Genomic DNA, 26,849 nt, shown 5'->3' with positions numbered 1-26,849 from the left:
TATATCACTCTGTTTAGGGTGGGAGAAAAACCCCGAAGACGGGGCTTCGGGGCAGTCCTTACGCCTTAATAGCGGGGCGGACGGGGGGCGCGGGGTTTGGCTTCGTTGACGCGAAGCGTACGCCCACCAAAGTTCTGGTTGTCCAGAGCTTCAATGGCGGCCTCGGCGGCAGCGTCATCCATTTCGACGAAACCGAAACCGCGGGCGCGGCCGGTTTCGCGGTCATTGACAAGCTTCACGGAATGCACGTTGCCGTATTCGGCGAAGAGGTCGCGAACCTGCTCTTCGGTAGACGACCAGGGAAGGTTCCCCACATAGATGGACTTGGACATGAAAAAACACCCTCTCAAAAAAGCAGTCTTGCCGCGCGCTCTCTCCCATCAAACCTCTTGTCAGCACGCGACTGTTGATATGACAAAATCATGCTTTCTGCGCCTTGTCAACGCGCAAGACAAAAACTGTAGCGCATAAAACGGCTTGCGCAAACGTCCCGGCAGCGTTTTTGGCTGGGACGGCAAAAGTGATGCCAGTTCGTTACTTTGTGAAACGTTGATTTTCCAACGGGATGACGGCACAAAGTGATTGTGCGCACAAACGGCTTGGAGAACGGGAAGAAAAAGCGCCGACATGCGCGCTCACCGAGCCACAACGGCGGGAGACCGACCGGACAAGAGACGGATGGAGCGCCGACGAGACGGGACGAGAAAAAGGAGCCCTGCGCCGGCAGCGCCGCACGCTGCCCGACCGGGGGAAGACAAGCCACTGTCTGCGCGTAGCGTATCCTCCCCGCCGCACGGGGAGAGAGGGGAGACGCCCAAACGGGCGGGGAGACGCTAGCCGAGGTTCTCGGAAGGCGAAGGCACCCAGTCCGGCGCAAGATCCTCGAAGGCCGTATAGGGAGAAACGTACATGAGTTCAGCGACGCCCACCGGGCCGTTACGCTGCTTGCCGATGATGATCTCCGCCACGCCCTTGGGCGGCCGCTCGGCCGGTTTGGTGTAGCGGTAGACGTCGTCCCGGTAGACGAACATGATCACGTCCGCATCCTGCTCGATGGCGCCCGATTCGCGCAGGTCCGAGAGCATGGGCCGCTTGTCGCTGCGTTCTTCCACCTTGCGGTTGAGCTGGGAGAGCGCCACCACGGGCACATCCATCTCCTTGGCCAGTCCCTTGAGCGAACGCGAGATCTCCGAGATCTCCAGCTCGCGCGAGTCCACCCGTCGCCCGGCACGCATGAGCTGCAGATAGTCCACCACCACAAGTCCAAGCCCCTTCTCGCTCTTGAGACGACGCGCGCGGGAGCGCAGTTCCAGCGTGGAGAGCGCGGGCGTGTCGTCGATGTAGATGGGCGCTGCGGAGATGGTGTCCGCCGCCTGCGACAGATGGGCCCACTCGGCGTCCGTGAGCAGGGCCGGACGCCGCATTTTGGAAACGTCCACCCTGCCCTGTACGGCCAGCATACGCTGGACGAGCTGCTCCTTGCTCATTTCCAGCGAAAAGACAGCCACAGGGATGTTCTGACGGATGGCGGCATGGAGGGCCATGCACATGGCAAAGGCCGTCTTGCCCATACTGGGGCGGGCCGCCACGATGATGAGGTCGGATCTCTGGAGACCGGAAGTAAGCTTGTCCAGCCGGGCATAACCGGTGGTGACGCCGGTGATGAGGTCCTGCGTACTGGCCATGCGGGACAGATTGTCGAACACGCGGGCCACCAGCTCGCCGGCGTCGGAAAAATCCCGCCCCGTGGTACGCTGCGAGATGGCGAACACCGCCTGCTCCGATTCGTCCAGCAGGCTGCCCACATCGCGCGAGGCGTCGTAACAGTTGCCGATGATGCCGGAACAGGCCGTTATGAGGCTGCGCTGCAAAGCCTTGTCCCGCACGATGCCGGCATAGTATTCGGCATTGGCGCCGGACACCACGGCCTGCGCAAGCTCACCGAGGTAGACGGCCCCGCCCGCCTCTTCCAGCGAGCCGCGGGAACGGAGCTGCTCGGCCAGCGTCACCAGATCGATGGGCGCGCTCTTGCGATAGAGGTCGAGGATGGCGGCGAAGATGGCCGTATGCGCGGGAAGATAGAAGTCCTCCGCCGTGAGGATGTCCACGACGACATGCAGCACGTCGGGCCGCATGAGCACGCCACTGAGCACGGCCTGCTCGGCTTCGGCGCTGTGCGGCGGCACGCGGCGCAGCAGGTCCGCCTCGGCATTGCGGCCGCCCGCGCCCCGGCCCGAAAAGGAACCGCCGCCCCCGGCTCGGGAGCCGGAGGCGGCGTTGTTATCGGATGGTGTGGCCATACGCCTTATTCGGCGGCGGTTTCCGCATTCTCTTCAGCCGGGGCGGCTTCCGCTTCAGCGGGCTCTTCCGGCCTGTCGGAAATGACCTTCACCGGCACCGTGGCGATGATGCTGGCGTGCAGACGCACGCGCACCGGATGTTCGCCAAGGCTGCGGATGGGGGCATCCAGCAGGATGCGGCGACGGTCCACTTCCACACCAAGGGCGGCAAGGGCGTCCCCGATGATGGTGGAGGTGACGGAGCCGTACAGCTTGTCGTTCTCGCCCACATGCATGGGGATGACGACTTCCAGCGCCTCGAGGCGCGCGCAGACGGCCTGGGCATCGGCGCGCAGGGCGTCCATGCGTTCCTGCAGCTTCTTGCGTTCCAGTTCAAAGACCTTGAGGTTGGCGTCGGAAGCCACCATGGCAAGGCCCTGCGGCAGCAGGAAGTTGCGGCCGTAGCCGGGGCGCACGTTCACAACGTCGCCAAGATTGCCGAGATTTTCCACATCGGCGCGAAGAATCAGTTTCATGTGCGCCTCCTTAGATCATGCTCTTTTTCTTGACGCCGGAATCATGGGTGGCCGTGTAGATGAGCAGGGCCATCTGGCGGGCGCGCTTGATTTCGGTGGTCAGCAGCCGCTGGTGATGCGCGCAGGTGCCGGTGATGCGGCGGGCGATGATCTTGCCGCGCTCGGTGATGAAATCACGCAGCACGTCGGGGCGCTTGTAGTTCAGGGGCAGATCCTTGTCCGCGCAGAAACGGCAGAACTTGCGACGCGGGGCGAATTTTTTCTTGAAAGCCATTACGCGACCTCCACTTCGTCAGCCAGCTTGACGGTCACGAACTTGAAGATGCCGTCGGTGATGCGAATGTTGCGCTCAAGTTCGGCAACGAGCTGGGCCGGGGCATTGTACACGAGGCGCACATAGTAGCCGCGCATCTGCTTGCGCACCGGATAGGCCAGATCGCGCATACCCCAGTGATCCACTTCTTCCATGACGCCTTTTTCACGTTCCACCACACCGGTAAGGGCGGCAAGGATGCCCTCGCGGGTCTCGGCGGAAAGCTCCGGCGAAAGGAGGAGCAGGGTTTCGAATTTCCGCATGGTTATCTCCTTTTGGACTGATCAGCCCGCACCCTTCCGGCGCGAGCAAGGAACGGGAGTTATTACCCTGATTCCCTCCGCCTGTCAAGCTCTTCCGACAGACAGGACGGTCATTTGCCGGACGATGCGCGCGGCAGCCGCCCCAGGCCTACAGCAGGCGCACGCCGTCCTCTTCCACCAGCACGGTGTATTCCCAGCGCACGCCGCCCCATTCAGGATAGTAGAGCCCCGGCTCCACCGTCACCACCATACCGGGCCGCAGCACATCCTCCCGCTGCGGCGAGAGCGAAGGCGCTTCATGGGTCTCCAGTCCCACGCCGTGCCCCAGACCGTGCGTGAAAAACTCGGCGGTCCCCGCCTCCTCAAAGACCTTGCGGGCCGTGGCGTAGACATCGCACATGCGGACGCCGGGCCGCATCATGTCCAGCGCGGCCTGCTGCGCCGCCTGCACCAGCTCCAGCGTCCGCGTGAACTCCGCGTGCGGCCTGTCCCCCACCCAGAACGTGCGCGTCTGGTCGGAACAGTAGTCGTCCACCCGGCAGCCCACATCCACCAGCACGGGGCAATTCTCCGTCACGCGGGTCTCGCCGGGGATGGCGTGCGGCAGAGCGGCATTGGCCCCCACGGCCACGATGCCCGCAAAAGCCTGTTCCGTCGCGCCGTTCTCCCGGAAGAAACGCTCCACGAGCCACGCCAGTTCACGCTCGCTGCGACCGGGACGCAATTCCTCCTCCAGCCAGCGCAAGAGCTCGTGGTTCAGCGCAAAGGAGCGTTCCAGCGCCGCGATCTCCGCGCTGTCCTTGATGAGGCGCAGCTCCTCCACCAGACCGTCCGCGCCCTCCAGCGTGAAGGCCCCACCCGCCCGCCGTCCCAGCGCGCGGGCAAAGTCCAGGCTCACCGCGCGCGCTTCCAGGCCGATGCGCTCGCCGCAGCGACGCAGCAGCCCTGCCAGCTCTCCGGCGGTATCGTGTCCGTAGACGAGGATCCGCTCCCCGTCCCAGAGCCGGGCGGCGGCGTCCTTGTAGCGCGCGTCCGTGGCCAGCCAGTCCCGGCCGTCGGCGCAGATGACCAGACGCCCGGCGCTTTCGTTGCACTGGGGATCATGCAGCTCGAAGCCGGAAAGATAATACCGATTGGGGGCGCGGCTCACGAGCAGGGCATCCAGCCCCCGCCGCCGCAAAAGCTCCCGCAGGCGCTCCCGCCGTGCGGCAAACATGTCTTGCGTCATGATGACAACCTCGAACGAATGGCATTACGCAGGCCGGACGCAGCCGCTGACGGCCCGCCGGACAACGGCACGAAGCGCCGCGCACGCGTCGTCCGCGCCTGACGGGAAGCGATGCTACCCCATGCCCGCAGCAAAGGCCAGACGGCCCCCGACCGCTGCCGCGAGCGGGCGGCGGCCCCCCACCTTTCAGGGCTACGGCGGGGAGCGCTACTGATAACCATTTGAAATAAAAGGAGAGTTCAGCTTGACATAAGCTGTTGTCTGGGGCATACTCTCCCCCACTTAGGAGGAGTATCACCCGTAAAGGCAAACCCTGTCTGCCGGTCCCCGACCGCAGACCGAGTGGGTCGCATCCATGCGGCCTGCGCCGACCGTGTTAGGGAGGCGCACCTGTACTTCAGCAAAGGAGACCCCATGAAATTGATGCGCAGGCTTGCCATCTGTGCGGCTGCCGTGGCCTGTATCGGGCTCGCCGCACCGCTGGCTGTTCATGCGAAAGAGACGGCCCCCACCAAGAGCAAGGCCGAATCCCGCAAGGAAAAGCGAAAAAAATCCCCCACCGCCGAGAAATCCCAACACGCCGATGCCAACCGTGACGTCTGGCTGGAGCGTGCCCGCAAATCCGATTTCCTCCTCGGCAAGGCTTCCTACTACAGCCCCGAATTTCATAACAAGAAGACGGCCAGCGGTGTCGGTTACGATATGTATACCTTCACGGCGGCACATCGTACGCTGCCTATCGGCACCGTGGTGCGCGTCACCGACGAACAGTCGGGCAAGAGCGTCATGGTGTGCGTGACCGACCGAGGCCCCTTCACGCGCGGACGCATCATCGACCTTTCCTATGCGGCGGCTGACAAGATCGACATGCGCCGCCGCGGCGTCGGCAATGTACGGCTGGAGGTGGTGAGCGATGCCGACGGCACGCCGCTCTCCACGGATGAAGCCTATTATGTGCGGTTCCGCAGTCTGGACAAGGCGGAGACCGTGGGCCCCTTCCGGGCCTTTGCCGATGCGGCCGCCATGCATGAGGCCATGCGGCAGGCGCATCCCGATGCGGAAGTCATCCTGGAAAAGGCCCAGTAGAGCACTTTGCCTTTGAAAAAGGCAAATTGCGAGGCGGCGGCACAGCGCCGCCCGGCCGAAACCAAACGGAATGACCGCGTTTTTTTCCGCGAAACGCCAGACTGTATGGTTTGCGACGCAAAGCGTTCCAAACTGACAATGCTCTCAATCGACAAGAGCCTGTTCTCCGGGCCGTCTCCCTGCGGGGGGACGGCCTTTTTCGTTGCCGGGGCCTCTTGAGCATGTTGCCTTTGAGAAAGGCAGAATGCGAGACGGCGGCACAGCGCCACCCGGCCGAGACCAGGCGGAACGACCGCGTTTTTTTTGCAAAACGCCAGGCCGTATGGTTTGAGACGCAAAGCGTTCCACACTGGAGAGGCTCTTGCCGCCTCTGGTCTTTTGGCACGCCTTCGGCTAGACTTCCGCCCGCTTGCCCCGTCCAGCCGTCCGCCGGACGCCCCTTGCCTCTTTTTTGTCGAGGATGAGCGATGAACGAACTTGTGCGCGTGGAGAACGTCAGCCTGCCCCTGCCCGGCGAGGCGGATACCTGGGCCCTGCGGCATATCACCTGGCATATCGACAGGGGCGCGCATCACGCCCTCATGGGCAACAACGGCGCGGGGAAGTCCACGCTGCTCCGTCTGCTGCACGGTCAGTGCTGGCCCACGGAAGGACGCGTGCTCTGGAACGGGCCGGACGGCCCCGAAGACGCCCCCCTTGCCGGGCGGGCCATCAGCGCGCTGGTCTCCCCCGCCCTTCAGGAGAACTATCAGCGGCAGGGCTGGTACATCAGCGGCAGGGAGCTGCTGCTCACCGGCTTTGACGACACGCCCCTGCTCTACAGCACCACGGCGGACGAACGCCTGCGGGACGCCGAGGAGATGGCCCGCCGTCTGGATGCCCTCCCGCTGCTGGATGTCTGCGTACCGGAGATGTCGCAGGGGCAGCTGCGCCTGCTGCTGCTGGCTCGCGCCCTGGTACGGCGTCCGGCCCTCCTGCTGCTGGACGAATGCGCCGACGGCCTCGACGACCGCCACCGGGACCTGTTTTTCGCAGAGCTGGACAGAGCACGAGAACACAGCACCGTCATCATGAGCACACACCGTCCCGAACAGCTTCCCGACTGGTGCCGCCATGTGCGCTGGGTCGTGGCCGGACGGCTCCTGCCTGAGGGGCAGACGCCCGACGAGACGGAAGGAAGCGCCCCGCCGCTGCCGACTCCCGCCCGGCCGCACGCCGTCACGGGGATGGGGGGATCCGCCGCCCCTCTGCTGGAAGTGCGCAACGCCACGGTATTCATCGACCGCAAGGAAGTGCTGCACGGTATCAACTGGCAACTGCGACGCGGGGAACACTGGCGCATCGTGGGGGCCAACGGCTCAGGCAAGTCCACCTTCCTCCGGATGCTGGCCGGGGACGAATTCGTGGCGGACGGGGGCAGCCTGCTACGCGACCTGCCCGGACAGGGCGGCAAGACGAGCATCCTGCAGGACATCCGCAAGGGCGTGCGCCTGGTCAGCGACCTCGCGCAAGCCCAGTACGGCTACAGCCTGAGCGCGCTGGAACTTGTCTGCTCCGGATGGGACAATACCGTGGGCAACTACCGCGAATACAGCGAAGAGGAGCTGGCCCAGGCTCGTGCCGTCATGGCCCGGCTGGACTGCATCACGCTGGCGGAGAAATCCATACGCAGCCTTTCCACGGGGCAGCTGCGCCGCCTCTTCCTTGCGCGCTCCCTGCTGGGCAATCCCGACATCCTGCTGCTGGACGAACCCTGTTCCGGTCTGGACGAGAGCAGTCGCCGCCAGTACCTTGCCCTGCTGGACAAGCTGGCGGCCGAGGGCCTGCATCTTGTTTTCGTCTCCCATCTGCCCACGGACGGCCCATCCTGTCTCAACCGCACCGCACTCATGGAAGACGGCCGACTGCGCGTGCTCGACGCCGCGGACGGCGAGTGAGCATCCTCAGCGCCCGCCGCAGCGGCTACTTGTCCTCCGACGTCCTTTCGTAGGGATTGGCCAGCTCACGCGTCGTGGTCGGCTGCTTGCCGAAACGGGCCCGGAGCAGCTCGATGATCACCGGCAGCACGGAAATGACGATGATGGCGTAAACGATGATGCCGAAGTTCTCCCGCACCCAGGGCAGGTTGCCCAGGAAGTAGCCCGCCGAGACGAGGCTGCCCACCCAGAGGCAGCATCCCAGCACATTGTAGGAAAAGAACTGACGCGGGCACATGAGGGCTATACCGGCCACAAAGGGCGCGAACGTCCGCACGATGGGCACGAAGCGCGCGAGCACGATGGCCTTGCCTCCGTGTCGTTCATAAAAGGCATGGGCCTTGAGCAGATGCTCCTTCTTGATGAGACGCGAATCGCGGGAAAAGATGGCCGGTCCCACATGCCGTCCGATGGCGTAGTTCACCGCATCGCCGCAGATGCCCGCGGCCAGCAGCACGCCCAGCACTTCCAGATAGCCCATGTGCCCGGTCCCGGCGACCACGCCTGACGCGAAAAGCAGAGAATCGCCCGGCAGGAAGGGCGTCACCACGAGGCCGGTCTCGCAGAAGACGATGACGAAGAGGATGGCGTAGATCCACAGACCGTAATTGGCCACCAGCTCAAAAAGATGGTCGTCGATGTGCAGGACGAAGTCCACCAGATAGGAGAGCAATTCCATGATAACCTCGAGGAAAGACGTCGCGGGTACAGGCACCCGTCATGCTCTTGTACCCCAAGGCCGCTTATGGCACAACAGGGGACATTTTGCCCGTCGAGGTGCATCGTACATGCCGCTTTCCCCGTTGTCCGCCGTGTTTGCCCACCGCCGTCCCTCCGCTCCGCGCCCGTTGCGCGCCCTTCTGGCCGCCGCGCTGCTGTGCGGGACGCTGCTTGCCGTCCTGTCGCCCGCCCCGGCCCGCGCGGAAGAGACCTACCGTGTGGGGCTGTGCACGCTGGGATTCTGGCTGCCGGACGACGGCGTGCGTCTGGACGTGAACGTCTGGTATCCCACCAACTGGACGCCGCGGGAGCTGCGCTTCCCCCCCTGGCGGGTGGAGGCGGCCCGCAACAGCGATGCCGTGGCCGGACGCTTCCCGCTCATCGTGCTTTCCCATCCCTCGGCGGGCACGCGCTTCTCCTATCATGATACGGCCGCCTGGCTGGCTGAACACGGCTTCGTGGTGGCGGCCCCCACGCACGCCCGCGATTGTATGCGCAACATGGACCAGCTGCATACCTGGCAGCAGTTCGCGGGACGGCTGAAGGATACCGGCGCGCTCATCGACCAGCTGCTGCGCCATGAAAAACTCGGCAAGAGCATCGACCCGCAGCGTATCGGCTTCCTGGGCTTCGGCGCTGGAGGGACCACGGGCCTGCTGCTGGGCGGCGCACTGCCCGACTGCGAGCGTCTGGATGTCTATTGCGCGGCGGCGTCGCCGCAAGATCCCTATTGCAACAGCTGGGCGCGGCGTCAGCTGGTCAAGCTCTGCAACAAGCTGCCGCTCACCGTCAGCCCGGCGGATACCCGCATCAAGGTGGTGGCTGCCGTCAATCCCACGCACCTCATGCTGTTCGACACGGGCCTGCGCTGGTTCCATCCGCGCCTGCTGCTGGTCAGCGCCGCACAGGACGGCGACAGCGACAGCCGCCTGACCGAGGAGCTGGCCCGCCGTCTGGCGCAGCGGGCTCGCTTCCTGCGCCTGCCGGACGCAGACGGGGGCGCTCTGCTGGCGCCCTGCCCGCCCTCCCTTGCCGAAGAGCTGCCCGAACTCTGCCTGAGCGTCACGCCGCAGGAGCGTTTCCGTCAGCAGGAGCTGCTGCGGCAGGAACTGCTGGCTTTCTTCCTCCAGTGGCTCGGCAACAGCGAGAATATCCCGGTCATCCCCGCACCGCCGGATCTGACGCCGAAGCCGGAGCCCGCTCCTGCCGTCCAGCCGGAAAAACCCGCCGCCAAGGAGCGGCGCAAGCGCCGCTGATCCCGCGCGGACCAACGAACGACGGGCGGTCTTTCCGGCTTGACAAGGCAGGCCCAAACAGCTACAGCCCTTCAATAGGGCAGTCTTTTGCCCGTATCCTCCCGGTGTTCCGCGGATGACCGGCGTTTTTCGCCAAGGACACATGATGCTGCGTTTCCTGTCCCTTCTCTGGGCGGCACTGTCCCTGCTGCCGCTCCCGCTGACCGCCGCGGCTTCTTCCGACGGCTGGCAGCTCATGCCCGAAGGGGCCCGCCCCACCTACATCGGCATACACGGCGGCACGGTCCCCGTCAGCCTGCTGGTCAGTCAGGACGGCAGCTCGCTGGTGAGCTTCGTGGGCCGTACCGGCAACGATTTCCTGGAGATCCTGCACCGCAGCGATGTGCGTATGCCCTCCCTGCTCAACAATGCCACGGGCAAGGTGTCCAGCGGGCATCCCGCCGCCACCGTGCTGCTGGCCGGACACGCCGACCGCCGCATCATGGTCATCTACATCGTCGGTGACGGCGCGACCCGTACCGCCGTGCCCATGAGCGAACTGGAGCCGTTCGGCCTTTCCCGCAAACCGCTTTCCGTGGAAGGCCTCGCCACCCTGCCCGCCCAGAGCGGCGTCAACCATCCCCGCCGCCTGAATCTCGATACCGGCTATCTCCAGCCGCGCCGCACCGGCAGCTAGGCGCTGCCGGCACCATCCGTTGCCTGTTCGAGGCAGCGCCCCCTCGCTCTGCTGTCGATGCCCGTAAGGCTCCTGCGTCGCCTAACGGTCACGGCCTTCGGCCGCCTTTCGATCATCCCCCCTCACGCGAGACGAGGGCATGACATCCTTCGTGTCGTCCCTTTCTCCCCTTTCCTCCCCAACCGCAGGGAGCGGACATATATACAGAGACCGTCCGCCTAAGCATACGTGGCGGCAACGGTCATGACAGGCAGGACTACAAGGAGACGATCGCCTGAGGGCGCTCCACACACCTTCCGCAGCCAAGATGACCGCCGGCATCCTTCTCATGGTCGCACTTGCGGGAGCCGTTCCCCCTGTCGTTCACCCGCCACAGGTCCTTCCGTCGCGGAAAACAAAAGGGCCATGCCCGAAGGCACGGCCCTTGCTGACGACTATCGTTGCGTGATCTACGGCAGCATCCAGCTCAGCACCGTGGCCTGCAGCCAGGTCAGCACGCAGATGCAGAGCGTCATGGCGATACTGTGCGGCAGAGCAAAGCGGAAAAGATCGCCCTCCTGTCCCACCATGCTGGTGGCGGCGGTAGCCACGCTGATGGACTGGGGCGAGATCATCTTGCCGGTCACGCCGCCGGAAGAGTTGGCGGCCACGGCCAGTTCAGGCGGCATGCCCACCACTTCGGCGGTGGAACGCTGCATGCCGCAGAACAGCGCGTTGGACGAGGTGTCCGAACCGGTCAGGAACACGCCCAGCCAGCCCAGCAGCGGAGCAAAGAAGGGGAAGATGCTGCCGGTCAGGGTAAAGGCGATGCCCAGCGTGGAACTCATGCCGGAGTAGTTCATGAGATAGGCCAGCCCCAGGATCATGGCAATGGTCAGGATGGGGAAGCGCAGCTGCACCACGGTACGGACGAAGCAGCTCACCGCACGGCTGAAGCTGTAGCCGGGCATGAGCGGCACCGAGAGGAAACCAGCGATGAGGATGGCCGTGCCGCCAGCGGAGAGCCAGTTGAGGGTGAACTGCGCCGCATAGACCGGATCCTTGCCCGCGGGCAGGATGGGAGCGGCCTTCAGCACGAGGCCGTCAAGAGCGGGCCAGCTGAACTTGATGACCGCGCCGGGAACGGCGTTGAGCAGATCCTTGAACTGGGGCAGCCCCCAGAAAAAGACCATCACGGCCAGGATGATGTAAGGCCCCCAGGCGCGCACCACCACGCCGAAACGGGGCGCTTCGCCCTCGAGGACGGCTTCGGACTCGCCTTCAAAGCGGAAGATGCGCACAGGCTTCCAGACGCGCAGCAGCAGCACGAGACCGATGATGGCGATGATGGCGGACATGATGTCCGGCAGGGTCGGACCGTGGAAATTGGAGAACACGAACTGCGAGCCGGCAAAGCAGACGCCGGAGACGATGATGGCGGGCAGCACTTCCAGCGAACGCTTGAAGCCGCACATGACCACGCAGAGCCAGAGCGGCACGATGACAGAAAGGAAAGGCAGCTGACGGCCCACGATGGCGCTGATGTGCAGGTCGGAGAAGCCCGAGACCTGCCCGGCCACGATGACCGGCACGCCGATGGCCCCGAAGGCCACAGGCGCGGTATTGGCGATGAGACAGATGCCGGCGGCGTAGAGCGGCTTGAAGCCCAGGCCCACCAGCATGGCGGCGGTGATGGCCACAGGCGTGCCGAAGCCCGCCGTGCCTTCGATGAAGGAACCAAAGGCGAAGGCGATGAAAATGGCCTGGAGGCGGCGGTCGTCGGTCAACCGCGCCAGGGACTGCTTGATGTACTCGAATTCGCCGGATTCGACGGTCATATTATAGACCCAGACCGCCGTGATCACGATCCACACGATGGGGAACAGGCCGAAGGCCGCCCCGTAGAGAAAGGAGCTGAATGCCGTGGTGGCCGGCATCCCCCAGACCAGCACAGCCAGCGCGAAGGACAGCACGACGGCCACGCCGGCGGCATGATGCCCTTTGGCGCGGCGCACGGCCAGCATGTAAAAAAGTGCAATGAGCGGAACCGCCGCGCACAGCGCGGACAACAACGCACCCCCGGCGGGATCGTACACCTGAGTCCAAGCCATATGACTCTCCAAAGACGGTTAGAAGTTCATCCTTGCCGCCCTCTTCCGTCATCATGCCATGCCGAGGGAGAAGTAGGACGGCCCCTTTTTTGCAGGGTATTTTCAGAATTATATCTCATTTACCCTGCATGCGTCAAGAAAATAAGGAAAAAAATGGTTGCATACTCTTCTTTCCTCCCTGCCATCTTGACAGGACGGGGCTCTTGCCCACATGTTTGCATATTCATCCACCGTCACCGGCAGGCTGCCTGCCGGCATGCCCACAGGGGGACGCCTCGATGCGCTACTGGCTGTTCAAATCCGAACCTGCCTGCTTTTCCTGGCAGGACCTGACCGATGCGCCGCAGCAGACCACATCCTGGGACGGCGTACGCAATTATCAGGCGCGCAACTTCATGAAGACCATGCAGGCGGGCGATCTGGGGTTCTTCTACCACAGCGGGGCCGACCCCGCCATCATCGGCGTGGTGCGCATCGTGCGGGAAGCCTATCCCGACCATACGGCGCAGGACCCGGAAAACGATCACTTCGACCCGCGCGCCACGCCGGAGAAGCCCATCTGGGAGATGGTGGACGTGCGGCTGGAGCGGGCCTTCCCCAGCCCCCTGCGGCGCAAGGATCTGGCCGCCTTCCCGGAACTGGCGGGCATGGAGCTTTTGCGGCGGGGCAGCCGCCTGTCCGTACAGCCGGTCAGTCCGGAGGCCTTTGCCTTCATCTGTGCGCTGGCCGAACACAGCGGGGCGGACTTTACAGGCCCGTCCCCTCTAACGTAAGACAGTCATCATTTTTCACTATTCCGCCGACGTACTGTGACAAAATGTATCCTTTCGGCGGGATCCGAGGTTTTTCCCATGGCGAACAATGCTCTCATCAAGGATTTCGAGGCCCTGCTCGGCCCCGAAAATGTGTTCAGCTCCGAAGCCGACCGGCAGAGCTACTCCTATGATTCCGCGGTGCTCGCGCCCGTGGTCCCCACGCTGGTGGTGCGCCCCACCACCTGCGAACAGATCGGCCAGTGCGTCAAGAAGCTTTATGACAACGGCATCCCCATGACCGTTCGCGGCGCGGGCACCAATCTTTCCGGCGGCGTCATCCCCGACGCGCCGGATACGGTGGTCATCCTGACCAACGGCCTCAACCGCATCCTCGAGATCAACGAGAACGACCTCTACGCCGTGGTGGAACCGGGCGTCATCACGGCGCAGTTTGCCGCGGCCGTGGAAAAGAAGGGCCTGTTCTATCCCCCGGATCCCGGCTCGCAGTCTGTTTCCACCATCGGCGGCAACATCGCGGAAAATGCGGGCGGCCTGCGCGGCCTCAAGTACGGCGTCACCAAGGACTACGTCATGGGCGTGGAATTCTTCGACGCCACCGGCGAAGTGGTCAAGAGCGGTTCCCGCACCGTCAAATGCGTGACCGGCTACAATCTGGCGGGCATGCTCACCCAGAGCGAGGGCACGCTCGGCGTCATCTCGCAGGCCATCCTCAAGCTGGTGCCCCCGCCGAAGGCCTCCAAGGCGCTCATGGCCGTCTTCGACGACATGCAGAAAGCCGCCGAAGCCGTGGCCGGCATCATCGCCGCCCATGTGGTGCCCTGTACGCTCGAATTCCTGGACAACAACACCATCGTACGCGTGGACGACTTCACCCATGCCGGCCTGCCGCGCGACGCGGCCGCCATCCTGCTCATCGAGGTGGACGGCCATCCGGCGCAGGTGGCCGATGACGCCGAAGCCGTGGAGCGCGTACTCAAGAGCACCGGAGCCTCGGCCGTGCATGTGGCCCGCGACGCCGCCGAAAAGACCAAGCTCTGGGAAGCGCGCCGCATGGCCCTGCCCGTGCTGGCCCGCGCCCGACCCACCACCGTCCTTGAGGACGCCACCGTACCCCGCTCGCAGATCCCGGCCATGATGAAGGCCGTCACCGACATCGCCGCCAAGTACCGCGTGGAAGTGGGCACCTTCGGCCATGCCGGGGACGGCAACCTGCATCCCACCTTCCTGTGCGACAAGCGCGATGCCGATGAGTTCGCCCGGGTGGAGGCCGCCATCGACGAGATGTTCGAGACGGCCATCAGCCTGCACGGAACCCTTTCCGGCGAGCACGGCATCGGCACGGCCAAGGCCAAGTGGATGGAAAAGGAGACCTCGCGCGGCACCATCCTCTTCTCGCAACGGTTGCGGCGCGCCCTCGACCCCAAGGGCCTGCTCAATCCCACCAAGCTGGTGAGCATCCGTTAGGAGGTCGTGCCATGAGCGATCTGCACACTCTCGCCCGGCGTCTCATGGCGCTGGATGACCGGCTGGCGGCCTGTATGCGCTGCGGCCTCTGTCAGGGCGTCTGTCCCATGTTCGGGGCCACCATGAAGGAGGCCGACGTGGCCCGCGGCAAGCTGGCGCTGGTGAGCAATCTGGCCCATGAACTCATCTGCGATCCGCAGGCCGTGGCGGGCAAGCTCGACCGCTGCCTGCTCTGCGGTTCCTGCGAAGCGGCCTGCCCTTCCGGGGTGAAGATCACGGAGATCTTTTTCGAGGCGCGCGAGGTGGTCAACGCCTACCTCGGCCTGCATCCGCTCAAGAAGATGATCTTCCGCTTCCTGCTGCCCCGGCCGGAGCTGTTCAACATGAGCGTGCGCGTGGGCGCACCCCTGCAGCGCCTCGTGCTGCGTCGCAACCATGACGCGCAGGAGACGGCTTGCGCGCCCATGCTCTCCTTCATGCTGGGCAAGCGGCATGTGCGTCCGCTGGCCCTGCGTCCCCTGTCCGCCCTCGTCGGGCCTCTGGACGAACCGCGCCCGGAAGGCGGCCTCAAGGTGGCCTTCTATCTCGGCTGCATGGGGGACAAGCTCTATGTGGACATGGCGCGGGCCTGCCTTGCGGTGCTGCGCCATCACAAGGTGGCCGTCTTCCTGCCGGAAGGGCTGGCCTGCTGCGGTATGCCGGCGCTGGCGTCCGGCGACGCCGAAGGCATGTTGCGGCAGATCGCCGTCAACCTGCCCAAACTGCGCGGGGATTTCGACTACCTCATCACGCCCTGCCCCACCTGCACCAAGACCATCGCTTCCCTCTGGCCGCGCTATGCCCAGCGTCTCGGCTCACTGGAACGCGACGCCGCCGCCCGCCTGGCCGAGAAAACGCGGGACATCACCGCCTTTCTGGTGGATGTGCTCAAGGTGGAGGCCCTGCCCGACGGCGAGGGGACGCTCGCCGTCACCTACCATGACTCCTGTCACCTCTCCAAGGGACTGGGGATCCGCAGCCAGCCCCGCACGCTCATCAAGGCGTCCGGGCCCTGCCGTCTGGTGGAGATGAACGAGGCCGATCGCTGCTGCGGCTGCGGCGGCTCCTTCAATCTGACCCACTATGACCTTTCCCGGCGCATCGGTCAGCGCAAACGGGACAATATCGTGGAGAGCGGCGCCGCCGTGGTGGCCGCCGCCTGTCCGGCCTGCATGATGCAGCTGGAAGATATGCTTTCGCAAAATCACGACGCCGTCACCGTCCGTCATCCTGTCCAGCTGTACGCACAGCATCTGGGACTGGGCGACGGGCCGACGGCATAGTTTCAAAGGAGTGACTCATGGCCCCTGTCGATCAGGAACTTGTCGATCTCTTCATAGCCCGCGCGGAGGCCGTTGCCGCCCAGGTGCAGCGCCTGCCCAACATGGCCGCCGCCCTGCAGTACGCCGTGGACGTCTGCACCCGCAAGGCGCCCTGCGAGCTGCTGGCCGATGAAGATGTGGAAAAAGGCCCGGACGGCCCCAATAAAGTGCCCACCCGCGTGCAGAAGATCCTTGCCGCGCCGGATCTGCCGGATGCGGACTTTGCCGCCCTGGCCGAAGCCTGCGCCGCGCAGGGCTTTGCCTGCCGCCGGGACGGCCTGCGCAACCATCTGGCCGGTATCGACGTGGGCCTGACCACGGCCCGGCTGGGTGTGGCCGCCAGCGGCACCTGCCTGACCGTGGGCGATAACGAGGATACTCGTCTGGCGGGCATGATCAGCGAGACGCACATCCTCATCCTGCGCGCCTCGGAGATCTACCCCGACCTGCCGTCCATCGCCGGACAGCTCCGCGAGCGCATGGCCGAGCGTCCCGGCAGCTATACCGTCTTCATCACCGGCCCCAGCCGCACCGCCGACATCGAGCGCATCGGCGCCGTGGGCGTGCACGGCCCGCTGGAACTGCATATCGTTCTTCTGGAGGATGCCCATGTCTAACAGCGAAAAACTCGGCAGCGTATCCGCATACCACAAGGATATCGACAGCGCGCTGGAAGACGGCTTCCTGCGCCGGACGCTGGACACCTTTGCCGTGTCCTACCGCGCCAACCGCGAAGCCATCTTCAAGGAAGTGGACGAACGCGGCCTCATCCGGCAGATCGCCGACGCCAAGGACGACGCCTGCCGTCACATGGAAGAGCTCTATACCCAGTTCCGGGCCGAGGCGGAAAAACGCGGCGTCATCGTGCACCGGGCGGCCACGGCCGCCGACGCCAACGAGATCATCGCCCGCATCGCCAAAGAGAACAACGTCAAGTACGTCATCAAGTCCAAGTCCATGACCGCCGAGGAGATCCACCTCAACACGCGGCTGGAGGCCGACGGCCTCGTGGTGGACGAGACCGACCTTGGCGAATGGATCATCCAGCTGCGGCATGAAGGCCCCTCGCACATGGTCATGCCAGCCATCCACCTTTCCCGGCAGCAGGTGGCCGACGACTTCGCCAAGGCCACCGGCGTCCCGCAGGACACGGACGTACAGCGGCTGGTCAAGGTGGCCCGCGTGCAGCTGCGCCGCAAGTTCCTGCGCGCGGACATGGGCGTGAGCGGCTGCAACTTCGCCGTGGCCGAAAACGGCAGCGTGAGCACCGTCACCAATGAAGGCAATGCCGAGATGGTGACCACCCTGCCGCGCGTGCACGTGGTGCTGGCCGGTCTGGACAAGCTCGTGCCCACGCTGGATGTGGCCCTGACGGCCCTGCAGGTGCTGCCGCGCAACGCCACGGCCCAGCGCCTGACCTCTTACGTCACCTTCATGGACGGCGCGGGCGACTGCGCGGCCTCTCCCTCCGGCAAGAAGATCATGCATGTGGTCTTCCTGGACAACGGCCGCACCGAGATCGCCAAGGACCCCATCTTCTCCCAGATCTTCCGCTGCGTGCGCTGCGGGGCCTGCGCCAACGTCTGCCCGGTCTTCCGTCTGGTGGGCGGCCATCGCATGGGCTACGTCTACATCGGGGCCATCGGGCTCATCCTCACCTACTTCTACCACGGGCAGGACAAGGCCAAGATCCTCAGCCAGAACTGCATCGGCTGCGAAGCCTGCAAGAACGTCTGTGCGGGCGGCATCGACCTGCCGCGCCTCATCCGGGAGATCCGTGCCCGCCTGGTGGAAAAGGACGGCGCGGGCCTGCCCATGAGCCTGCTGTCCTCGGTGATGAAGAACCGCAAGATGTTCCACAACCTCATCAAGTTCGCGAGCTTCGCCCAGCGTCCCTTCACCGGGACGGGCAGCGACAACGTGAGCTATCTGCGTCATCTGCCCGCCATCTTCCTGGGCAAGCATCAGTACAAGGCCCTGCCCGCCATCGCCGCCGAATCCTTCCGCGACCGCTGGGCCCGCATCAAACCCGTGCTGCGGGAGCCTCGTATGCGCATCGCGCTGTTCAGCGGCTGCGCGCAGGACTTCATCTTCCCGGATCAGCTGGAAGCCTTCGTCAAGCTCATGACGGCGCTCAACGTGGACGTGGACTTCCCCCTGGAACAGACCTGCTGCGGCCTGCCGCTGGATGTCATGGGCCAGCGCGCCACGGCCATCGAAGTGGCGCAGCAGAACGTGGACGCCTTTGCCCACAAGAAGTATGACGCCATCGTGACCCTCTGCGCGAGCTGCGCCTCGCACATCAGGAACGTCTACCCCGAGATCCTGGAGAACAGCCCCTACCGGCATCAGGCGGAAGCGCTGGCCCAGTCCGTCCAGCCGTTCAGCGCCTTCCTGCATGATACGCTGGGCGTGAAAGCCGAGGACTTCAACCAGAGCGGCGAAAAGGTCACCCTGCATCTGCCCTGCCACCTCTGCCGCGGCTGCGGCGTCAAGGACGCTCCGCGCGAACTCATCGCGCAGGCGGCGGAATACGTGCCCTGCGCGGAAGAGGACGTCTGCTGCGGTTTCGGCGGCAGCTACTCCATGAAGTTCCCCGAAGTGGCCGCCCAGCTGCTGGAGAACAAGCTCAGCAACGTGCAGGCCAGCGGCGCCAAGCGTCTGGTGACCGACTGCCCCGGCTGCGTGCTGCAGATCCGTGGCGGCGTGGAAAAGAAGGGGCTGCCCATCAAGGTGAGCCACATCGTCGAACTCATGGCCGAGAACGTGCGTACGCGCGGTTAGGGCCTGTTAACACTCTTCACTGTTTATTGGGGAGAAGGGAAACCCCTCCGCCGGCGCGGAAGGGTTTTCCCTTCCCCCCAAGCCCCCCTTCCCTTCCCCAGCGCGCTTTTACCGGGGAAGAGACAGAGACACATGGTGACGGCGGCATAACGCCACCCGCCAAAACAACGCGGAAACACCGCGCTTTTTCCGTGAAACGACAGGCCGTATGGCTTGGAACGTGAAGAGTTTCAAGCGAAAGTGAGCTAAAAAGGAAAAGCGGCGGACAGGCATCTGACCTGTCCGCCGCTTTTCTTGGGCTGTGATATGTTCGCCTAGGCCTTTTCGGCTTTCTGGCTCATGCGCTCAAACACTTCACGGAAGCTGACCTTCTGCGGCCCGTCGCCGGACTGCGGCACCTGCAGGCCCACGCGCGTCTTGAAGTTGATGACGATGGGACCGCTCAGATTGAGGCAGGCTTCTTCAGGTTTGCCCATGGGGATGGAAACGGTCACCAGGATGGCCGCATCTTCGGGCTTTTCCAGACCCAGCAGCATCTGCTCCGCATCACCGATGATGACGGGATAGGAGTCAAGGAAGCTGTAGGGGTCCGTGACCATCAGGCCCAGCGTGGGCGTTTCGGTGCTTTGCAGGATGAGCAGCGCTCCTCCCTGCTGGATCTGCAGCAGGGTGAAGGAATGCTCGTTTTCCAGTCCGGCCAGGCCGCGGGGGAAATTGATGATCTTGTCGGCTTCGATGCTCCGACGGCCAAGACGGGTGTCGATCTCTAGGGCTTTTTTCTCTTCCATAGCTGCAATGCCACCATAAGGTCTTCGTTGTTTGTGGGAATGGCGCCTTTGTTTTCTTCTTCAGCGCGTTTGTAAAGCTCTTCTCTGTATACGGTCGTGTCCGCAGGGATATCAAGTCCCAATTTAACCTGTTTCCCCTGCATACTCAACACAGTTATACGTATATTTTCTCCAAGACAGATGCTTTCCCCTGGACGACGGGCAAGTATGAGCATATGCCGTCCATTAGAGGAAATTGGAAAGATTGAGCTGCATGATCATGGAAGACGACTGCAACACCATGCTGTAGGTCATCTGCTGCCGCGTAAGGTTGGTCAGCAGTTCCGTCAGGTCGATGTCTTCCACGTTGCTCAACAGTTCCTGCTGGTCCAGCTTGCGGAAATCCAGGATGTCGTACACGGTCTCCACGCGGTTTTCCTTGGCGCCGATCTTGGCGGCCTGGGACTCCACGTAGGGCATACACGTCTTGTCCAGCTTGGCGAGCACCTGCGCGCAGCCGTCGCGGTTGTCGCATTCCAGATAGGCGATGAATTCGCCCGCCAGCTCAAAGACGTTCTGGTCGGTGGGCAGGGCGGGCTTGCCCTGGTAGTACCCGCCGAAGATCTCCATGCCTACATTGTTCACGGAGACGTAGGTGTCTTCCATGATCTCGTAGTTGAGATCCGCGCGGTCGGGATGCACCATGATCTGCGCGCCGGCGGGGATGGTGGAGCCGCCCGCGACGCCCGCGGTATTGAAGTCCATGTAGCCGCCGGGGATGGTCAGGCGCAGGGTATCGCCGCCGGTGGTCGTGCCCTTGGCCGTCACCCAGGTGTTGCCGCCGTCAGTGCTGTAGGAATAGTTGAACTCATTACCGGCAGTGGCCAGATCCGCCTCCGTATCGAAGCGCACCAGCACGTCCTTGCCGAAGTTGCCCGTAGCGGAGACCTGATCCTTGCCCAGACCATCCTGTCCGCCCATGACGACGATGTCCGGCGGAGGATTGTTGTCGTCGCCCTTGTACACAGCCGTAGGCCGGATATAGAGCAGGGTCCCGTTATTGGCCCCGGGGCCGAGATCGACATCGGCGGCGCTGGTCTGCAGGCCGCGCGGCACGGTGAGCGTCACCCCGTTGGCGTTGATGGTGAAGGAGGCGTTGGGGTCGGCATTGGCCGCCAGCGTGCCTTCCGTCCAGGTCTTGCCGCCGTCGGCGGACCAGCGATAGTTCAGGTCGTCGTCGCCCACGGTGCCGTCGCTGGTAAACTGCACCATGACGGTGCTCTTGGAGGAACCTTCGATGGTGAAGGCGCCCTCATTGGCGGCTGGCCCCCAGTTCTCGTCCCAGGAGGTCACGGCAAGGCTTTCCTCAAAGGCATTGATGTCGTACTTGTGCCCGCCGAAGATGCTCTTGCCGTCGAATTCCGTATTGCCCAGATTGAGCAGGGAGCCGAAGAGCGCCCGCGCTTCGTCGGCCATGATCTTGCGCTGTTCGGCGGTATAGGTGTCCGTGGAGGCCTGTTCCGCCAGTTCCTTGAGCTGGGTCAGGACGTTGCTGGTCTGAGTGGCCACCACGTTGTCGGCCAGCTGCAGCCAGCCCTTGGCGGTCTCCACATTGGTCTTGTACTGATCCGTGTTCTGGATCTGGTTACGGGCGGTCAGTACCCGGAAGGCGCCGGCGGGATCGTCCGACGGCCGGTTGATGCGCTTTTGCGTCGACCCCTGCATGACGCTTTCCATATAGGCAGCAAGACTGTTCTGCATGTTGTTGATCATGCTGCCGTACATATTACGCTGCGTTACGCGGATTGCCATGATGTCCCCTCCTTGTGCCCTACTGCTTGAGTCCCAGCAGGGTCTCCAGCATCTGGTCGGCCGTGGTGATGAGCTTGGCGGCCGCCGTGTAGGAACTCTGGTACTTGATGAGATTGGCCAGTTCCTCGTCCAGGTTGACGCCGGACACCGAAGCCACGCGGTCGCTCAGATCCTGGGTGAGCGTGGTGTTGTACTCGGCATTGGTCTTGGCCTGGAGCCGGTCCGAACCCACGGTGGTGACGAGGTTGGAATAATACGAGGTGATGCTCTGGTTATCCACGGTCTTCCAGACGGTGGAGATCACCACGTTCTTGGTGGACAGCAGACCCATGTCGTTGGCCAGAGAGTTGTCGCCCACGTTCATCTGGTACTGACCGTTGACGCGGCCCGCGGCCACCAGATCCGCATCCTGATACAGCTCGTTGTTGATGGCCATGCTGGAGGCATCGGTGCCGGAGAAGAAGCCGTTGATGCCCAGCGCGGCCATGAGACCGCTGCTGTCCGCGCCCATGGCGAAGTTGACGTTGCTGTCGGGGTTGGCTTCGATGAGCAGCCTGCCGTCCTGGATGGTGGCGTTGAGCATGTTGCCCGCCGCATCCGGGAAGGAGCGATTGATGGCGTCGCGCACGTCCTCAAGCGTATGCACCGAAGGATCGAAGTTCTGGACGCCGGGCGTGGCGGCGTCGAAGTCCAGCATCCCGGAGGAAACGTGTTCCCCGGTGGTCTTGTTGTAGAAGTGGAAGTTGACGTTGCCCGCCTGGAGACGGTCGCTGTAGGCGTGCATGGACTGCGGCGAACCCAGCGCCTGATTGATGGCCCCGATGGTCTGCGTGCCCTGCGCGTAGTCCAGCGGCTTCAGGCCGACGCCCTGACTGTGCAGGCGGTTCACTTCCCAGATGAGGGCTTCGGCCGTGGCGTTGACTTCGTCCAGATAGCGGTTGCAGTTGTCGTCACGGATGTTGAAGTAGGACGCCAGCTTGCCGCCGGTCACGCGGTTAGTGTTCTCCGTGCCGTTGAGGTAGCGCTGGGGCGTGACGTTTTCCGGACCGCGCGTGGGCTCGATCCAGTAGAGAGCGCGCTTAGGCACGATGTCGAAATTGTCGCCCGCGTGGAAATTCTGCGTATCCGTGAAGGAGATGGTCAGGTTCTTCACCTTGACCGGGTCGATCTTGCCGTCGCCGTCGTTGTCCGTGATGTCGTAGCGCAGCTCCTGACCGTTGTCGTCGCGCAGCCAGGTCTTGCCGCCGTCCAGCGACACGCGGAACGACGGGGGCGGATTGTCGCCCACGTTGCCGCCGTTGACGATCTCGACGGTGTACTCGAAGCCGTCGGAGCCTTCGAATTCGATCTGGCCCTGATAGGTGGATTCCGGACGCAGCCGGTTCTCGGCCTGCGGGTCCAGCATCTCCAGTTCCCAGGATTCCTGCTTGTCCACCAGCGGCTGACCGGTAGTCAGCTGCACGCGGAAGTCGCCCTTGCCGTTGTCGATGGTCTCCACATCGACCAGGGTCGCCAGCTCGCGCACCAGGCGGTCGCGCTCGTCATACAGGTTGTTGGGATTGCTGATCCCTTCCACCGTATTGGCCGTGATCTGCTTGTTGACGTCGGCAATGGCCTTGGAGATCTCGTTGACGCGGGCGACGGTCTCGTCGATGGACTTGTCCATGTCGCTCTGCAGCTGCTTGATGCTGTCCACTGTGGAGGAGAACATGTCCCCCATGGATTCGGCATAGGAAAGCAGCGCCTCGCGGTGGGCCGTGCTGTCGGGATACAGGGCCAGGTCCTTCCAGGCATCGAAGAAGAGGCCCAGAGAGGAGTTCACGCCGGAACGGTTGGATTCGTTGAAGAGCCCTTCCAGCGAGGTCATGATGGTGTCCTGTTCGTTCCAGCGGGAGGACACGGTGGACTGCCGCACATAGGAGCGCTCGAGGAAGGCGTCATAGTAGCGCAGCACCTGCTGGGCATTGACCCCCAGCCCCTGGGCGCCCGGCTTGGCCTGGATGGCGTAGGAATCGCGCTGGTCCACATACTGGCGCGAGTAACCTTCGGTATCCGCATTGGCGATATTGTTACCGGTAACGGATATCCACGCCTGCGAGGCGTTAAGGGCGGACTTCCCTATGTTCATCAAACCACTCAGCATAATCACAGCCTCCCGGAAATAATGGCCGCATCAGGATGCGCCTTGTAGCACATGGTTCCCTGCGATCCGTAGATTTCGGCATCGGGGGGGGTGACCTGCTTGGTCAAATGACGGAGATTGCGCGTGCTCTGGTCGAGCAGCGCAAGCGAAAGCTGCGCATTGCGGGACGCCTGGCGCGCCGCACGCTGTTCCCCCCTGTCCACTTCGGCAAAAATATTCCTCAGCTCGTCAGCCTGTTCTTCCGGCAGGCTTTCGGCATACGCAAGCACGCGCTGCCCGGCAAGCGACCGGATCACGCAGCTTTTTTCCACTGCGATCTGACGGATGAGCTCCTGGAGAGAGAATTCCAGCGACACGACGGTCTCCGTCTTGCGCTCCATGATGGAAAAATATTCCTCTTCCAGCAGCTCGAACAACAGTGACAACGCCCTTGCCTGACGTTGCAGAGATTGACTAACGATCTGAAACATACACATATCCTTGCAGTTTTTGCACACGCCCCCCGCTAATGCGACCGGCGGCATTTTCTGCCGCCGGTGGAGCGTGCACACTCTATTGTGCAAGAGATATGCCGTTCGTGGACAAGGTTACATGGGAACGCCCGCGATAAGCGATTCCTCGGCACTCAGGCGAGACTTTTCCCCCTTCTGCGCGGGCTGGAAGACGGGCGTCTGTCCCATGCTGGCATGGGGCGCCGTCAGCGGCGGGATGCCGGAGGCCGGCATCTGCTGCTGCGCAGGCTGCGCCTGCGCCGTCGCCTGTGCGCCGCTCAGGGGCGCCACGGGAGCCTGACCGGCCTGTCCCTGCGCGGCATCCATGTTCTGCTGCTGTACTTGTGCCTGCAGCTGCGAGGCTTCAAGCTGGGCGGCCTGAGGCGTCTGGATCACCTGCTGGGAAGCGGCGCTGTTGCCCTGCACGTGGTAGGCCCGGATGCCCTGACCGGCCTTCTGGCCTCCGGCGTCCAGATTGAGCGTACGGATGAGATCCTGATTGAGGCCCTGCCGCAACTGTTGCGCCTGCTGAGGGATATTGGTCTGATAGCGGACGCGCACCACATCCGACGCATTGGCCTGCTGAGCCGCGGGCTGCGCGGACTGGGCGGGCTGGGCCGCCGCCGTCATGGCCGCCGCCGTACCGGCTGGCGTGAACGGCGCTACAGGCTGCGCTATCTGCGCGGGCGTCAGGGGCGGTTGCATGGCGGCCTGCATGGCTGCCGGACTGGCCGCCGGGCCTGCGGGCTGCGCATACGCGTTAGCCGCGGGGACCGCTGCTCCTGCCTGGGCCACGCTGGCGGGCTGGGTCGCCTGCCAGGCATTTTCCTCCTTCCGCTGACGCCGCGTGGCGGGGCGTACGCCGTTGCCCAGCTTGTCCCCGGCCTGCCGCTGGGCCTGCTGGGCCATTTGCAGGCCCGAAAGCTGGTCGGAAGTGCGCTGATGGCGGCGCACTTCGATCTGCCGCTTTGTCGACTGCGGGGCCGCAGGCGGCTGCAAGGCCGCCAGCTGCTGCGGGGCGGTCTGCTGTTGTGCTGCGGCAGCGGCGTTCTGATCAACCACCCCGCTCACCGGCGCATATCCTTCATAGATGCCGGCGTTCTGCGACGCGGCGGGCGTGGCGTCCGCCACCACGGCAGGCCCCTTGCCGACCTCGGCAGGCTTTTCGGCAGCGGGCGCGACCAGCGGCGCGGCTTCGGCCACGAAAGCCGCCGAACGCCCGGCCGTACCGGCCGTGCCCCGGCTGGCCGACACCAGATTGCGCGAAAGCTGTTCGTACATCATGTCCGCCAGGCCGATACCGCCCACGCTGGCCATGGACTTGGCCAGCTCCTGGTCGTACATGTCCTGCCACATCTTTTCGTCCCGGCTGTGCAACAGACCGTTCTGCGGCAGGGTGGCGCGCATCTGCTGCCACATCTTCTGAATGAAGATGGATTCAAAACCTTCACAGGCTTCACGCAGCCGCTTTTCCTTCTGCTCGGGCGTAAGGCGGCTGGAAGCGGACTCGTTGAGGCCGCGCACCCTGTTCTGCAGCTCGAGCTGCCGCCCCTGGCTCTGGCCGAGCGAGGCTTGCATCATGCTGGAATCCAGTGAAGAAGCGCCCATTTAGATCACCTCCAGGCTGGCGTGCAGGGATCCCGACGCCTGCAGCGTTCTCAGAATGGAAATAAGGTCGCGCGGCGTGGCCCCGATGGCATTGAGGCCGTCCACCAGTTCCTGCAGCGTCGCGCCTTCCACCATCACCAGACGCCGATTCTCCACGCGGACGTTGATGTCCGTGCCTGGAGTGACCACCGTCTGCCCGGCGGAGAAGGGACCGGGCTGCGAGACCTGCTCGCTCTCCTGCACCACGATCTGCAAGTTGCCGTGCGCCACGGCCGCCTGAGATATGCGCACGTCCCGTCCCAGCACCACCGTGCCCGTCTTTTCGTCCACGACCACCTTGGCGGGAACGTCGGGCGACACTTCGAGGTTCTCCACGGAGGCCATGAGCGGCACGAGGTTGCTGCGGTACTGCGGCGGCACATTGACCACCACGGAACTGGCGTCCTGCGCATTGGCGTAGGGCCCGCCCATGGCTTCATTGAGCCGTTCGGCTATCTGCTGGGCCGTGGAAAAGTCGGCCATGCGCATATTGAGCGTCAGCTGATCCTGCTGATTGAATTCAAAGGGGATGGCCCGTTCCACGATGGCCCCGCCGGGGATGGTGCCCACGGTGGGGATGTTCTGGGCCGCGCGAGCCGCCGCCCCGGTGATGGAGAAACCGCCCACGGTCAACGGCCCCTGCGCCAGGGAATAGATCTTGCCGTCCACACCCTTGAGGGCCGTCTGCAGCAGCACGCCGCCCAAAAGGGAGGTAGCGTCCCCCACGGAGGACACGGTCACGTCCAGACGGGTGCCCGGCTTGGCCGACACCGGCATACGGGCCGTCACCATGACCGAGGCCACGTTCTTGACCTTGAGCGCATCGGCATCCACCCCTACGCCCATGCGGTCCATCATGTTTTTCATGGAACTCAGGGTAAAGACGGAATTTTTCTTGTCGCCCGTCCCGGCCAGACCGACGACCAGACCATAGCCGATGAGCTGGTTGTCACGAACGCCGGAAAAAGTGGCGATGTCCTTGATGCGCACGGCCTCCGCCCGCCCCGGCAGGGACAGGACGATCAGGGCCAGCAGGAACGACGCAATGCGAACCGGATTCAGATTCATTCGCTATTCTCCTCTGCCGACAATACGGCGCAGGAGAATTTGCAAAAATCACGCCATAAAATAAAAACAACAAATGATCCCTGGAGGTTACTTGCAACGATACGACATTTTCA

At 64.0% G+C, this 26,849-nt stretch carries 24 protein-coding genes; 9 read left to right on the top strand and 15 right to left on the bottom strand.

The genetic code is table 11. The annotated features are described in order from the left end of the window. Window positions 1-65: 65 nt before the first annotated feature. From Q0K00_RS02310 to Q0K00_RS02285, 6 genes are all read right to left on the bottom strand, one after another. Window positions 66-332 carry an RNA-binding protein gene (locus Q0K00_RS02310; protein ID WP_297227085.1) on the bottom strand — a complete coding sequence of 89 codons (267 nt, stop codon included), beginning with the start codon at window positions 330-332 and terminating at the stop codon, window positions 66-68. A gap of 501 nt (window positions 333-833) precedes the next feature. Beyond that, window positions 834-2,300, bottom strand: a complete 1,467-nt coding sequence (gene dnaB, locus Q0K00_RS02305; protein ID WP_297227083.1) for a replicative DNA helicase — start codon at window positions 2,298-2,300, stop codon at window positions 834-836. Between the two features lie 5 nt (window positions 2,301-2,305). Continuing rightward, the gene (gene rplI, locus Q0K00_RS02300) at window positions 2,306-2,815 is read right to left on the bottom strand and encodes a 50S ribosomal protein L9 (protein WP_297227081.1); all 510 of its coding nucleotides are present in this window, start codon (window positions 2,813-2,815) and stop codon (window positions 2,306-2,308) included. Window positions 2,816-2,825: 10 nt separating this feature from the next. Next, complete coding sequence (gene rpsR / locus Q0K00_RS02295; RefSeq protein ID WP_297227080.1) at window positions 2,826-3,089, bottom strand: 30S ribosomal protein S18; 264 nt, start codon at window positions 3,087-3,089, stop codon at window positions 2,826-2,828. Then, complete coding sequence (gene rpsF, locus Q0K00_RS02290; RefSeq protein ID WP_297227079.1) at window positions 3,089-3,391, bottom strand: 30S ribosomal protein S6; 303 nt, start codon at window positions 3,389-3,391, stop codon at window positions 3,089-3,091. Before rpsF ends, rpsR begins: the two co-directional genes overlap by 1 nt. 148 nt (window positions 3,392-3,539) lie before the next feature. Then, a complete protein-coding gene (locus Q0K00_RS02285) occupies window positions 3,540-4,619 on the bottom strand; it encodes an aminopeptidase P family protein (protein ID WP_297227078.1) in 1,080 nt (359 codons plus the stop codon). A 414-nt stretch (window positions 4,620-5,033) separates the two neighbouring features. Between Q0K00_RS02285 and Q0K00_RS02280 the strand changes: the two genes are divergently transcribed. Further along, on the top strand, window positions 5,034-5,705 hold the full coding sequence (locus tag Q0K00_RS02280) for a septal ring lytic transglycosylase RlpA family protein (RefSeq protein ID WP_297227077.1): 672 nt from the start codon (window positions 5,034-5,036) through the stop codon (window positions 5,703-5,705). A 467-nt stretch (window positions 5,706-6,172) separates the two neighbouring features. Further along, the gene (locus Q0K00_RS02275) at window positions 6,173-7,642 is read left to right on the top strand and encodes an ATP-binding cassette domain-containing protein (protein ID WP_297227074.1); all 1,470 of its coding nucleotides are present in this window, start codon (window positions 6,173-6,175) and stop codon (window positions 7,640-7,642) included. A 25-nt stretch (window positions 7,643-7,667) separates the two neighbouring features. On the opposite strand, the gene Q0K00_RS02270 is transcribed toward Q0K00_RS02275, so the two are convergent. Continuing rightward, on the bottom strand, window positions 7,668-8,360 hold the full coding sequence (locus tag Q0K00_RS02270; protein WP_297227072.1) for a DedA family protein: 693 nt from the start codon (window positions 8,358-8,360) through the stop codon (window positions 7,668-7,670). A 109-nt stretch (window positions 8,361-8,469) separates the two neighbouring features. Between Q0K00_RS02270 and Q0K00_RS02265 the strand changes: the two genes are divergently transcribed. Together Q0K00_RS02265 and Q0K00_RS02260 are read left to right on the top strand one after the other, a co-directional pair. Next, window positions 8,470-9,657: a hypothetical protein gene (locus Q0K00_RS02265; RefSeq protein WP_297227070.1), complete on the top strand. Its 1,188-nt coding sequence runs from the start codon at window positions 8,470-8,472 to the stop codon at window positions 9,655-9,657. Between the two features lie 142 nt (window positions 9,658-9,799). After that, window positions 9,800-10,333 carry a hypothetical protein gene (locus Q0K00_RS02260; RefSeq protein ID WP_297227068.1) on the top strand — a complete coding sequence of 178 codons (534 nt, stop codon included), beginning with the start codon at window positions 9,800-9,802 and terminating at the stop codon, window positions 10,331-10,333. A gap of 449 nt (window positions 10,334-10,782) precedes the next feature. Here the strand turns inward: Q0K00_RS02260 and Q0K00_RS02255 are convergent, their stop codons facing one another. Then, window positions 10,783-12,423 (bottom strand): lactate permease LctP family transporter, encoded by a 1,641-nt coding sequence (locus tag Q0K00_RS02255; protein WP_297227066.1) that lies wholly within the window; start codon window positions 12,421-12,423, stop codon window positions 10,783-10,785. A gap of 278 nt (window positions 12,424-12,701) precedes the next feature. On the opposite strand from Q0K00_RS02255, the gene Q0K00_RS02250 reads away from it, so the two are divergent. From Q0K00_RS02250 to ldhH, 5 genes are all read left to right on the top strand, one after another. Continuing rightward, entirely contained in the window at window positions 12,702-13,196 is a 495-nt protein-coding gene (locus Q0K00_RS02250) for an EVE domain-containing protein (RefSeq protein ID WP_297227064.1), read from the top strand. Window positions 13,197-13,274: 78 nt separating this feature from the next. Then, window positions 13,275-14,663, top strand: a complete 1,389-nt coding sequence (locus Q0K00_RS02245; RefSeq protein ID WP_297227062.1) for an FAD-linked oxidase C-terminal domain-containing protein — start codon at window positions 13,275-13,277, stop codon at window positions 14,661-14,663. 11 nt (window positions 14,664-14,674) lie between these two features. Next, window positions 14,675-15,985 carry a (Fe-S)-binding protein gene (locus tag Q0K00_RS02240; RefSeq protein ID WP_297227060.1) on the top strand — a complete coding sequence of 437 codons (1,311 nt, stop codon included), beginning with the start codon at window positions 14,675-14,677 and terminating at the stop codon, window positions 15,983-15,985. Window positions 15,986-16,002: 17 nt separating this feature from the next. Beyond that, window positions 16,003-16,641: a lactate utilization protein gene (locus tag Q0K00_RS02235; RefSeq protein WP_297227058.1), complete on the top strand. Its 639-nt coding sequence runs from the start codon at window positions 16,003-16,005 to the stop codon at window positions 16,639-16,641. Further along, a complete protein-coding gene (ldhH, locus tag Q0K00_RS02230; protein ID WP_297227056.1) occupies window positions 16,634-18,808 on the top strand; it encodes an L-lactate dehydrogenase (quinone) large subunit LdhH in 2,175 nt (724 codons plus the stop codon). Before Q0K00_RS02235 ends, ldhH begins: the two co-directional genes overlap by 8 nt. Window positions 18,809-19,122: 314 nt before the next feature. Here the strand turns inward: ldhH and fliW are convergent, their stop codons facing one another. From fliW to Q0K00_RS02195, 7 genes are all read right to left on the bottom strand, one after another. Continuing rightward, window positions 19,123-19,596 (bottom strand): flagellar assembly protein FliW, encoded by a 474-nt coding sequence (gene fliW, locus Q0K00_RS02225; protein WP_297227054.1) that lies wholly within the window; start codon window positions 19,594-19,596, stop codon window positions 19,123-19,125. Then, on the bottom strand, window positions 19,575-19,811 hold the full coding sequence (csrA, locus tag Q0K00_RS02220; RefSeq protein ID WP_297227053.1) for a carbon storage regulator CsrA: 237 nt from the start codon (window positions 19,809-19,811) through the stop codon (window positions 19,575-19,577). The genes fliW and csrA overlap by 22 nt, the downstream gene beginning before the upstream one ends. A 10-nt stretch (window positions 19,812-19,821) precedes the next feature. Beyond that, window positions 19,822-21,387 (bottom strand): flagellar hook-associated protein FlgL, encoded by a 1,566-nt coding sequence (gene flgL / locus Q0K00_RS02215; protein WP_297227051.1) that lies wholly within the window; start codon window positions 21,385-21,387, stop codon window positions 19,822-19,824. Between the two features lie 19 nt (window positions 21,388-21,406). Further along, entirely contained in the window at window positions 21,407-23,530 is a 2,124-nt protein-coding gene (gene flgK / locus Q0K00_RS02210; protein ID WP_297227049.1) for a flagellar hook-associated protein FlgK, read from the bottom strand. Between the two features lie 2 nt (window positions 23,531-23,532). Continuing rightward, the gene (flgN, locus tag Q0K00_RS02205; protein WP_297227047.1) at window positions 23,533-24,000 is read right to left on the bottom strand and encodes a flagellar export chaperone FlgN; all 468 of its coding nucleotides are present in this window, start codon (window positions 23,998-24,000) and stop codon (window positions 23,533-23,535) included. Between the two features lie 117 nt (window positions 24,001-24,117). Next, window positions 24,118-25,602, bottom strand: a complete 1,485-nt coding sequence (locus Q0K00_RS02200; protein ID WP_297227045.1) for a rod-binding protein — start codon at window positions 25,600-25,602, stop codon at window positions 24,118-24,120. 27 nt (window positions 25,603-25,629) lie between these two features. Continuing rightward, complete coding sequence (locus tag Q0K00_RS02195; protein ID WP_297227042.1) at window positions 25,630-26,736, bottom strand: flagellar basal body P-ring protein FlgI; 1,107 nt, start codon at window positions 26,734-26,736, stop codon at window positions 25,630-25,632. Window positions 26,737-26,849: the final 113 nt, after the last annotated feature.

Source organism: uncultured Desulfovibrio sp. (assembly GCF_944327235.1).
In the GTDB taxonomy this organism is placed as follows: Bacteria; Desulfobacterota; Desulfovibrionia; order Desulfovibrionales; family Desulfovibrionaceae; genus Desulfovibrio.
The sequence above is the reverse complement of the archived record's forward strand: the minus strand, read 5'-3'. Positions and strand labels throughout refer to the sequence as shown.

What these genes read in the sequence shown, in the direction of transcription:
- rplI (WP_297227081.1), bottom strand. Translation starts at nt 2,815, where the DNA reads ATGAAACTGATTCTTCGCGCCGATGTGGAAAATCTCGGCAATCTTGGC.
- flgL (WP_297227051.1), bottom strand. Translation starts at nt 21,387, where the DNA reads ATGGCAATCCGCGTAACGCAGCGTAATATGTACGGCAGCATGATCAAC.
- Q0K00_RS02270 (WP_297227072.1), bottom strand. Translation starts at nt 8,360, where the DNA reads ATGGAATTGCTCTCCTATCTGGTGGACTTCGTCCTGCACATCGACGAC.
- Q0K00_RS02245 (WP_297227062.1), top strand. Translation starts at nt 13,275, where the DNA reads ATGGCGAACAATGCTCTCATCAAGGATTTCGAGGCCCTGCTCGGCCCC.
- Q0K00_RS02235 (WP_297227058.1), top strand. Translation starts at nt 16,003, where the DNA reads ATGGCCCCTGTCGATCAGGAACTTGTCGATCTCTTCATAGCCCGCGCG.
- ldhH (WP_297227056.1), top strand. Translation starts at nt 16,634, where the DNA reads ATGTCTAACAGCGAAAAACTCGGCAGCGTATCCGCATACCACAAGGAT.
- Q0K00_RS02265 (WP_297227070.1), top strand. Translation starts at nt 8,470, where the DNA reads ATGCCGCTTTCCCCGTTGTCCGCCGTGTTTGCCCACCGCCGTCCCTCC.
- Q0K00_RS02195 (WP_297227042.1), bottom strand. Translation starts at nt 26,736, where the DNA reads ATGAATCTGAATCCGGTTCGCATTGCGTCGTTCCTGCTGGCCCTGATC.
- Q0K00_RS02240 (WP_297227060.1), top strand. Translation starts at nt 14,675, where the DNA reads ATGAGCGATCTGCACACTCTCGCCCGGCGTCTCATGGCGCTGGATGAC.
- flgK (WP_297227049.1), bottom strand. Translation starts at nt 23,530, where the DNA reads ATGCTGAGTGGTTTGATGAACATAGGGAAGTCCGCCCTTAACGCCTCG.
- csrA (WP_297227053.1), bottom strand. Translation starts at nt 19,811, where the DNA reads ATGCTCATACTTGCCCGTCGTCCAGGGGAAAGCATCTGTCTTGGAGAA.
- flgN (WP_297227047.1), bottom strand. Translation starts at nt 24,000, where the DNA reads ATGTTTCAGATCGTTAGTCAATCTCTGCAACGTCAGGCAAGGGCGTTG.
- Q0K00_RS02280 (WP_297227077.1), top strand. Translation starts at nt 5,034, where the DNA reads ATGAAATTGATGCGCAGGCTTGCCATCTGTGCGGCTGCCGTGGCCTGT.
- Q0K00_RS02310 (WP_297227085.1), bottom strand. Translation starts at nt 332, where the DNA reads ATGTCCAAGTCCATCTATGTGGGGAACCTTCCCTGGTCGTCTACCGAA.
- Q0K00_RS02250 (WP_297227064.1), top strand. Translation starts at nt 12,702, where the DNA reads ATGCGCTACTGGCTGTTCAAATCCGAACCTGCCTGCTTTTCCTGGCAG.
- dnaB (WP_297227083.1), bottom strand. Translation starts at nt 2,300, where the DNA reads ATGGCCACACCATCCGATAACAACGCCGCCTCCGGCTCCCGAGCCGGG.
- rpsF (WP_297227079.1), bottom strand. Translation starts at nt 3,391, where the DNA reads ATGCGGAAATTCGAAACCCTGCTCCTCCTTTCGCCGGAGCTTTCCGCC.
- Q0K00_RS02200 (WP_297227045.1), bottom strand. Translation starts at nt 25,602, where the DNA reads ATGATGCAAGCCTCGCTCGGCCAGAGCCAGGGGCGGCAGCTCGAGCTG.
- rpsR (WP_297227080.1), bottom strand. Translation starts at nt 3,089, where the DNA reads ATGGCTTTCAAGAAAAAATTCGCCCCGCGTCGCAAGTTCTGCCGTTTC.
- Q0K00_RS02285 (WP_297227078.1), bottom strand. Translation starts at nt 4,619, where the DNA reads ATGACGCAAGACATGTTTGCCGCACGGCGGGAGCGCCTGCGGGAGCTT.
- fliW (WP_297227054.1), bottom strand. Translation starts at nt 19,596, where the DNA reads ATGGAAGAGAAAAAAGCCCTAGAGATCGACACCCGTCTTGGCCGTCGG.
- Q0K00_RS02255 (WP_297227066.1), bottom strand. Translation starts at nt 12,423, where the DNA reads ATGGCTTGGACTCAGGTGTACGATCCCGCCGGGGGTGCGTTGTTGTCC.
- Q0K00_RS02275 (WP_297227074.1), top strand. Translation starts at nt 6,173, where the DNA reads ATGAACGAACTTGTGCGCGTGGAGAACGTCAGCCTGCCCCTGCCCGGC.
- Q0K00_RS02260 (WP_297227068.1), top strand. Translation starts at nt 9,800, where the DNA reads ATGATGCTGCGTTTCCTGTCCCTTCTCTGGGCGGCACTGTCCCTGCTG.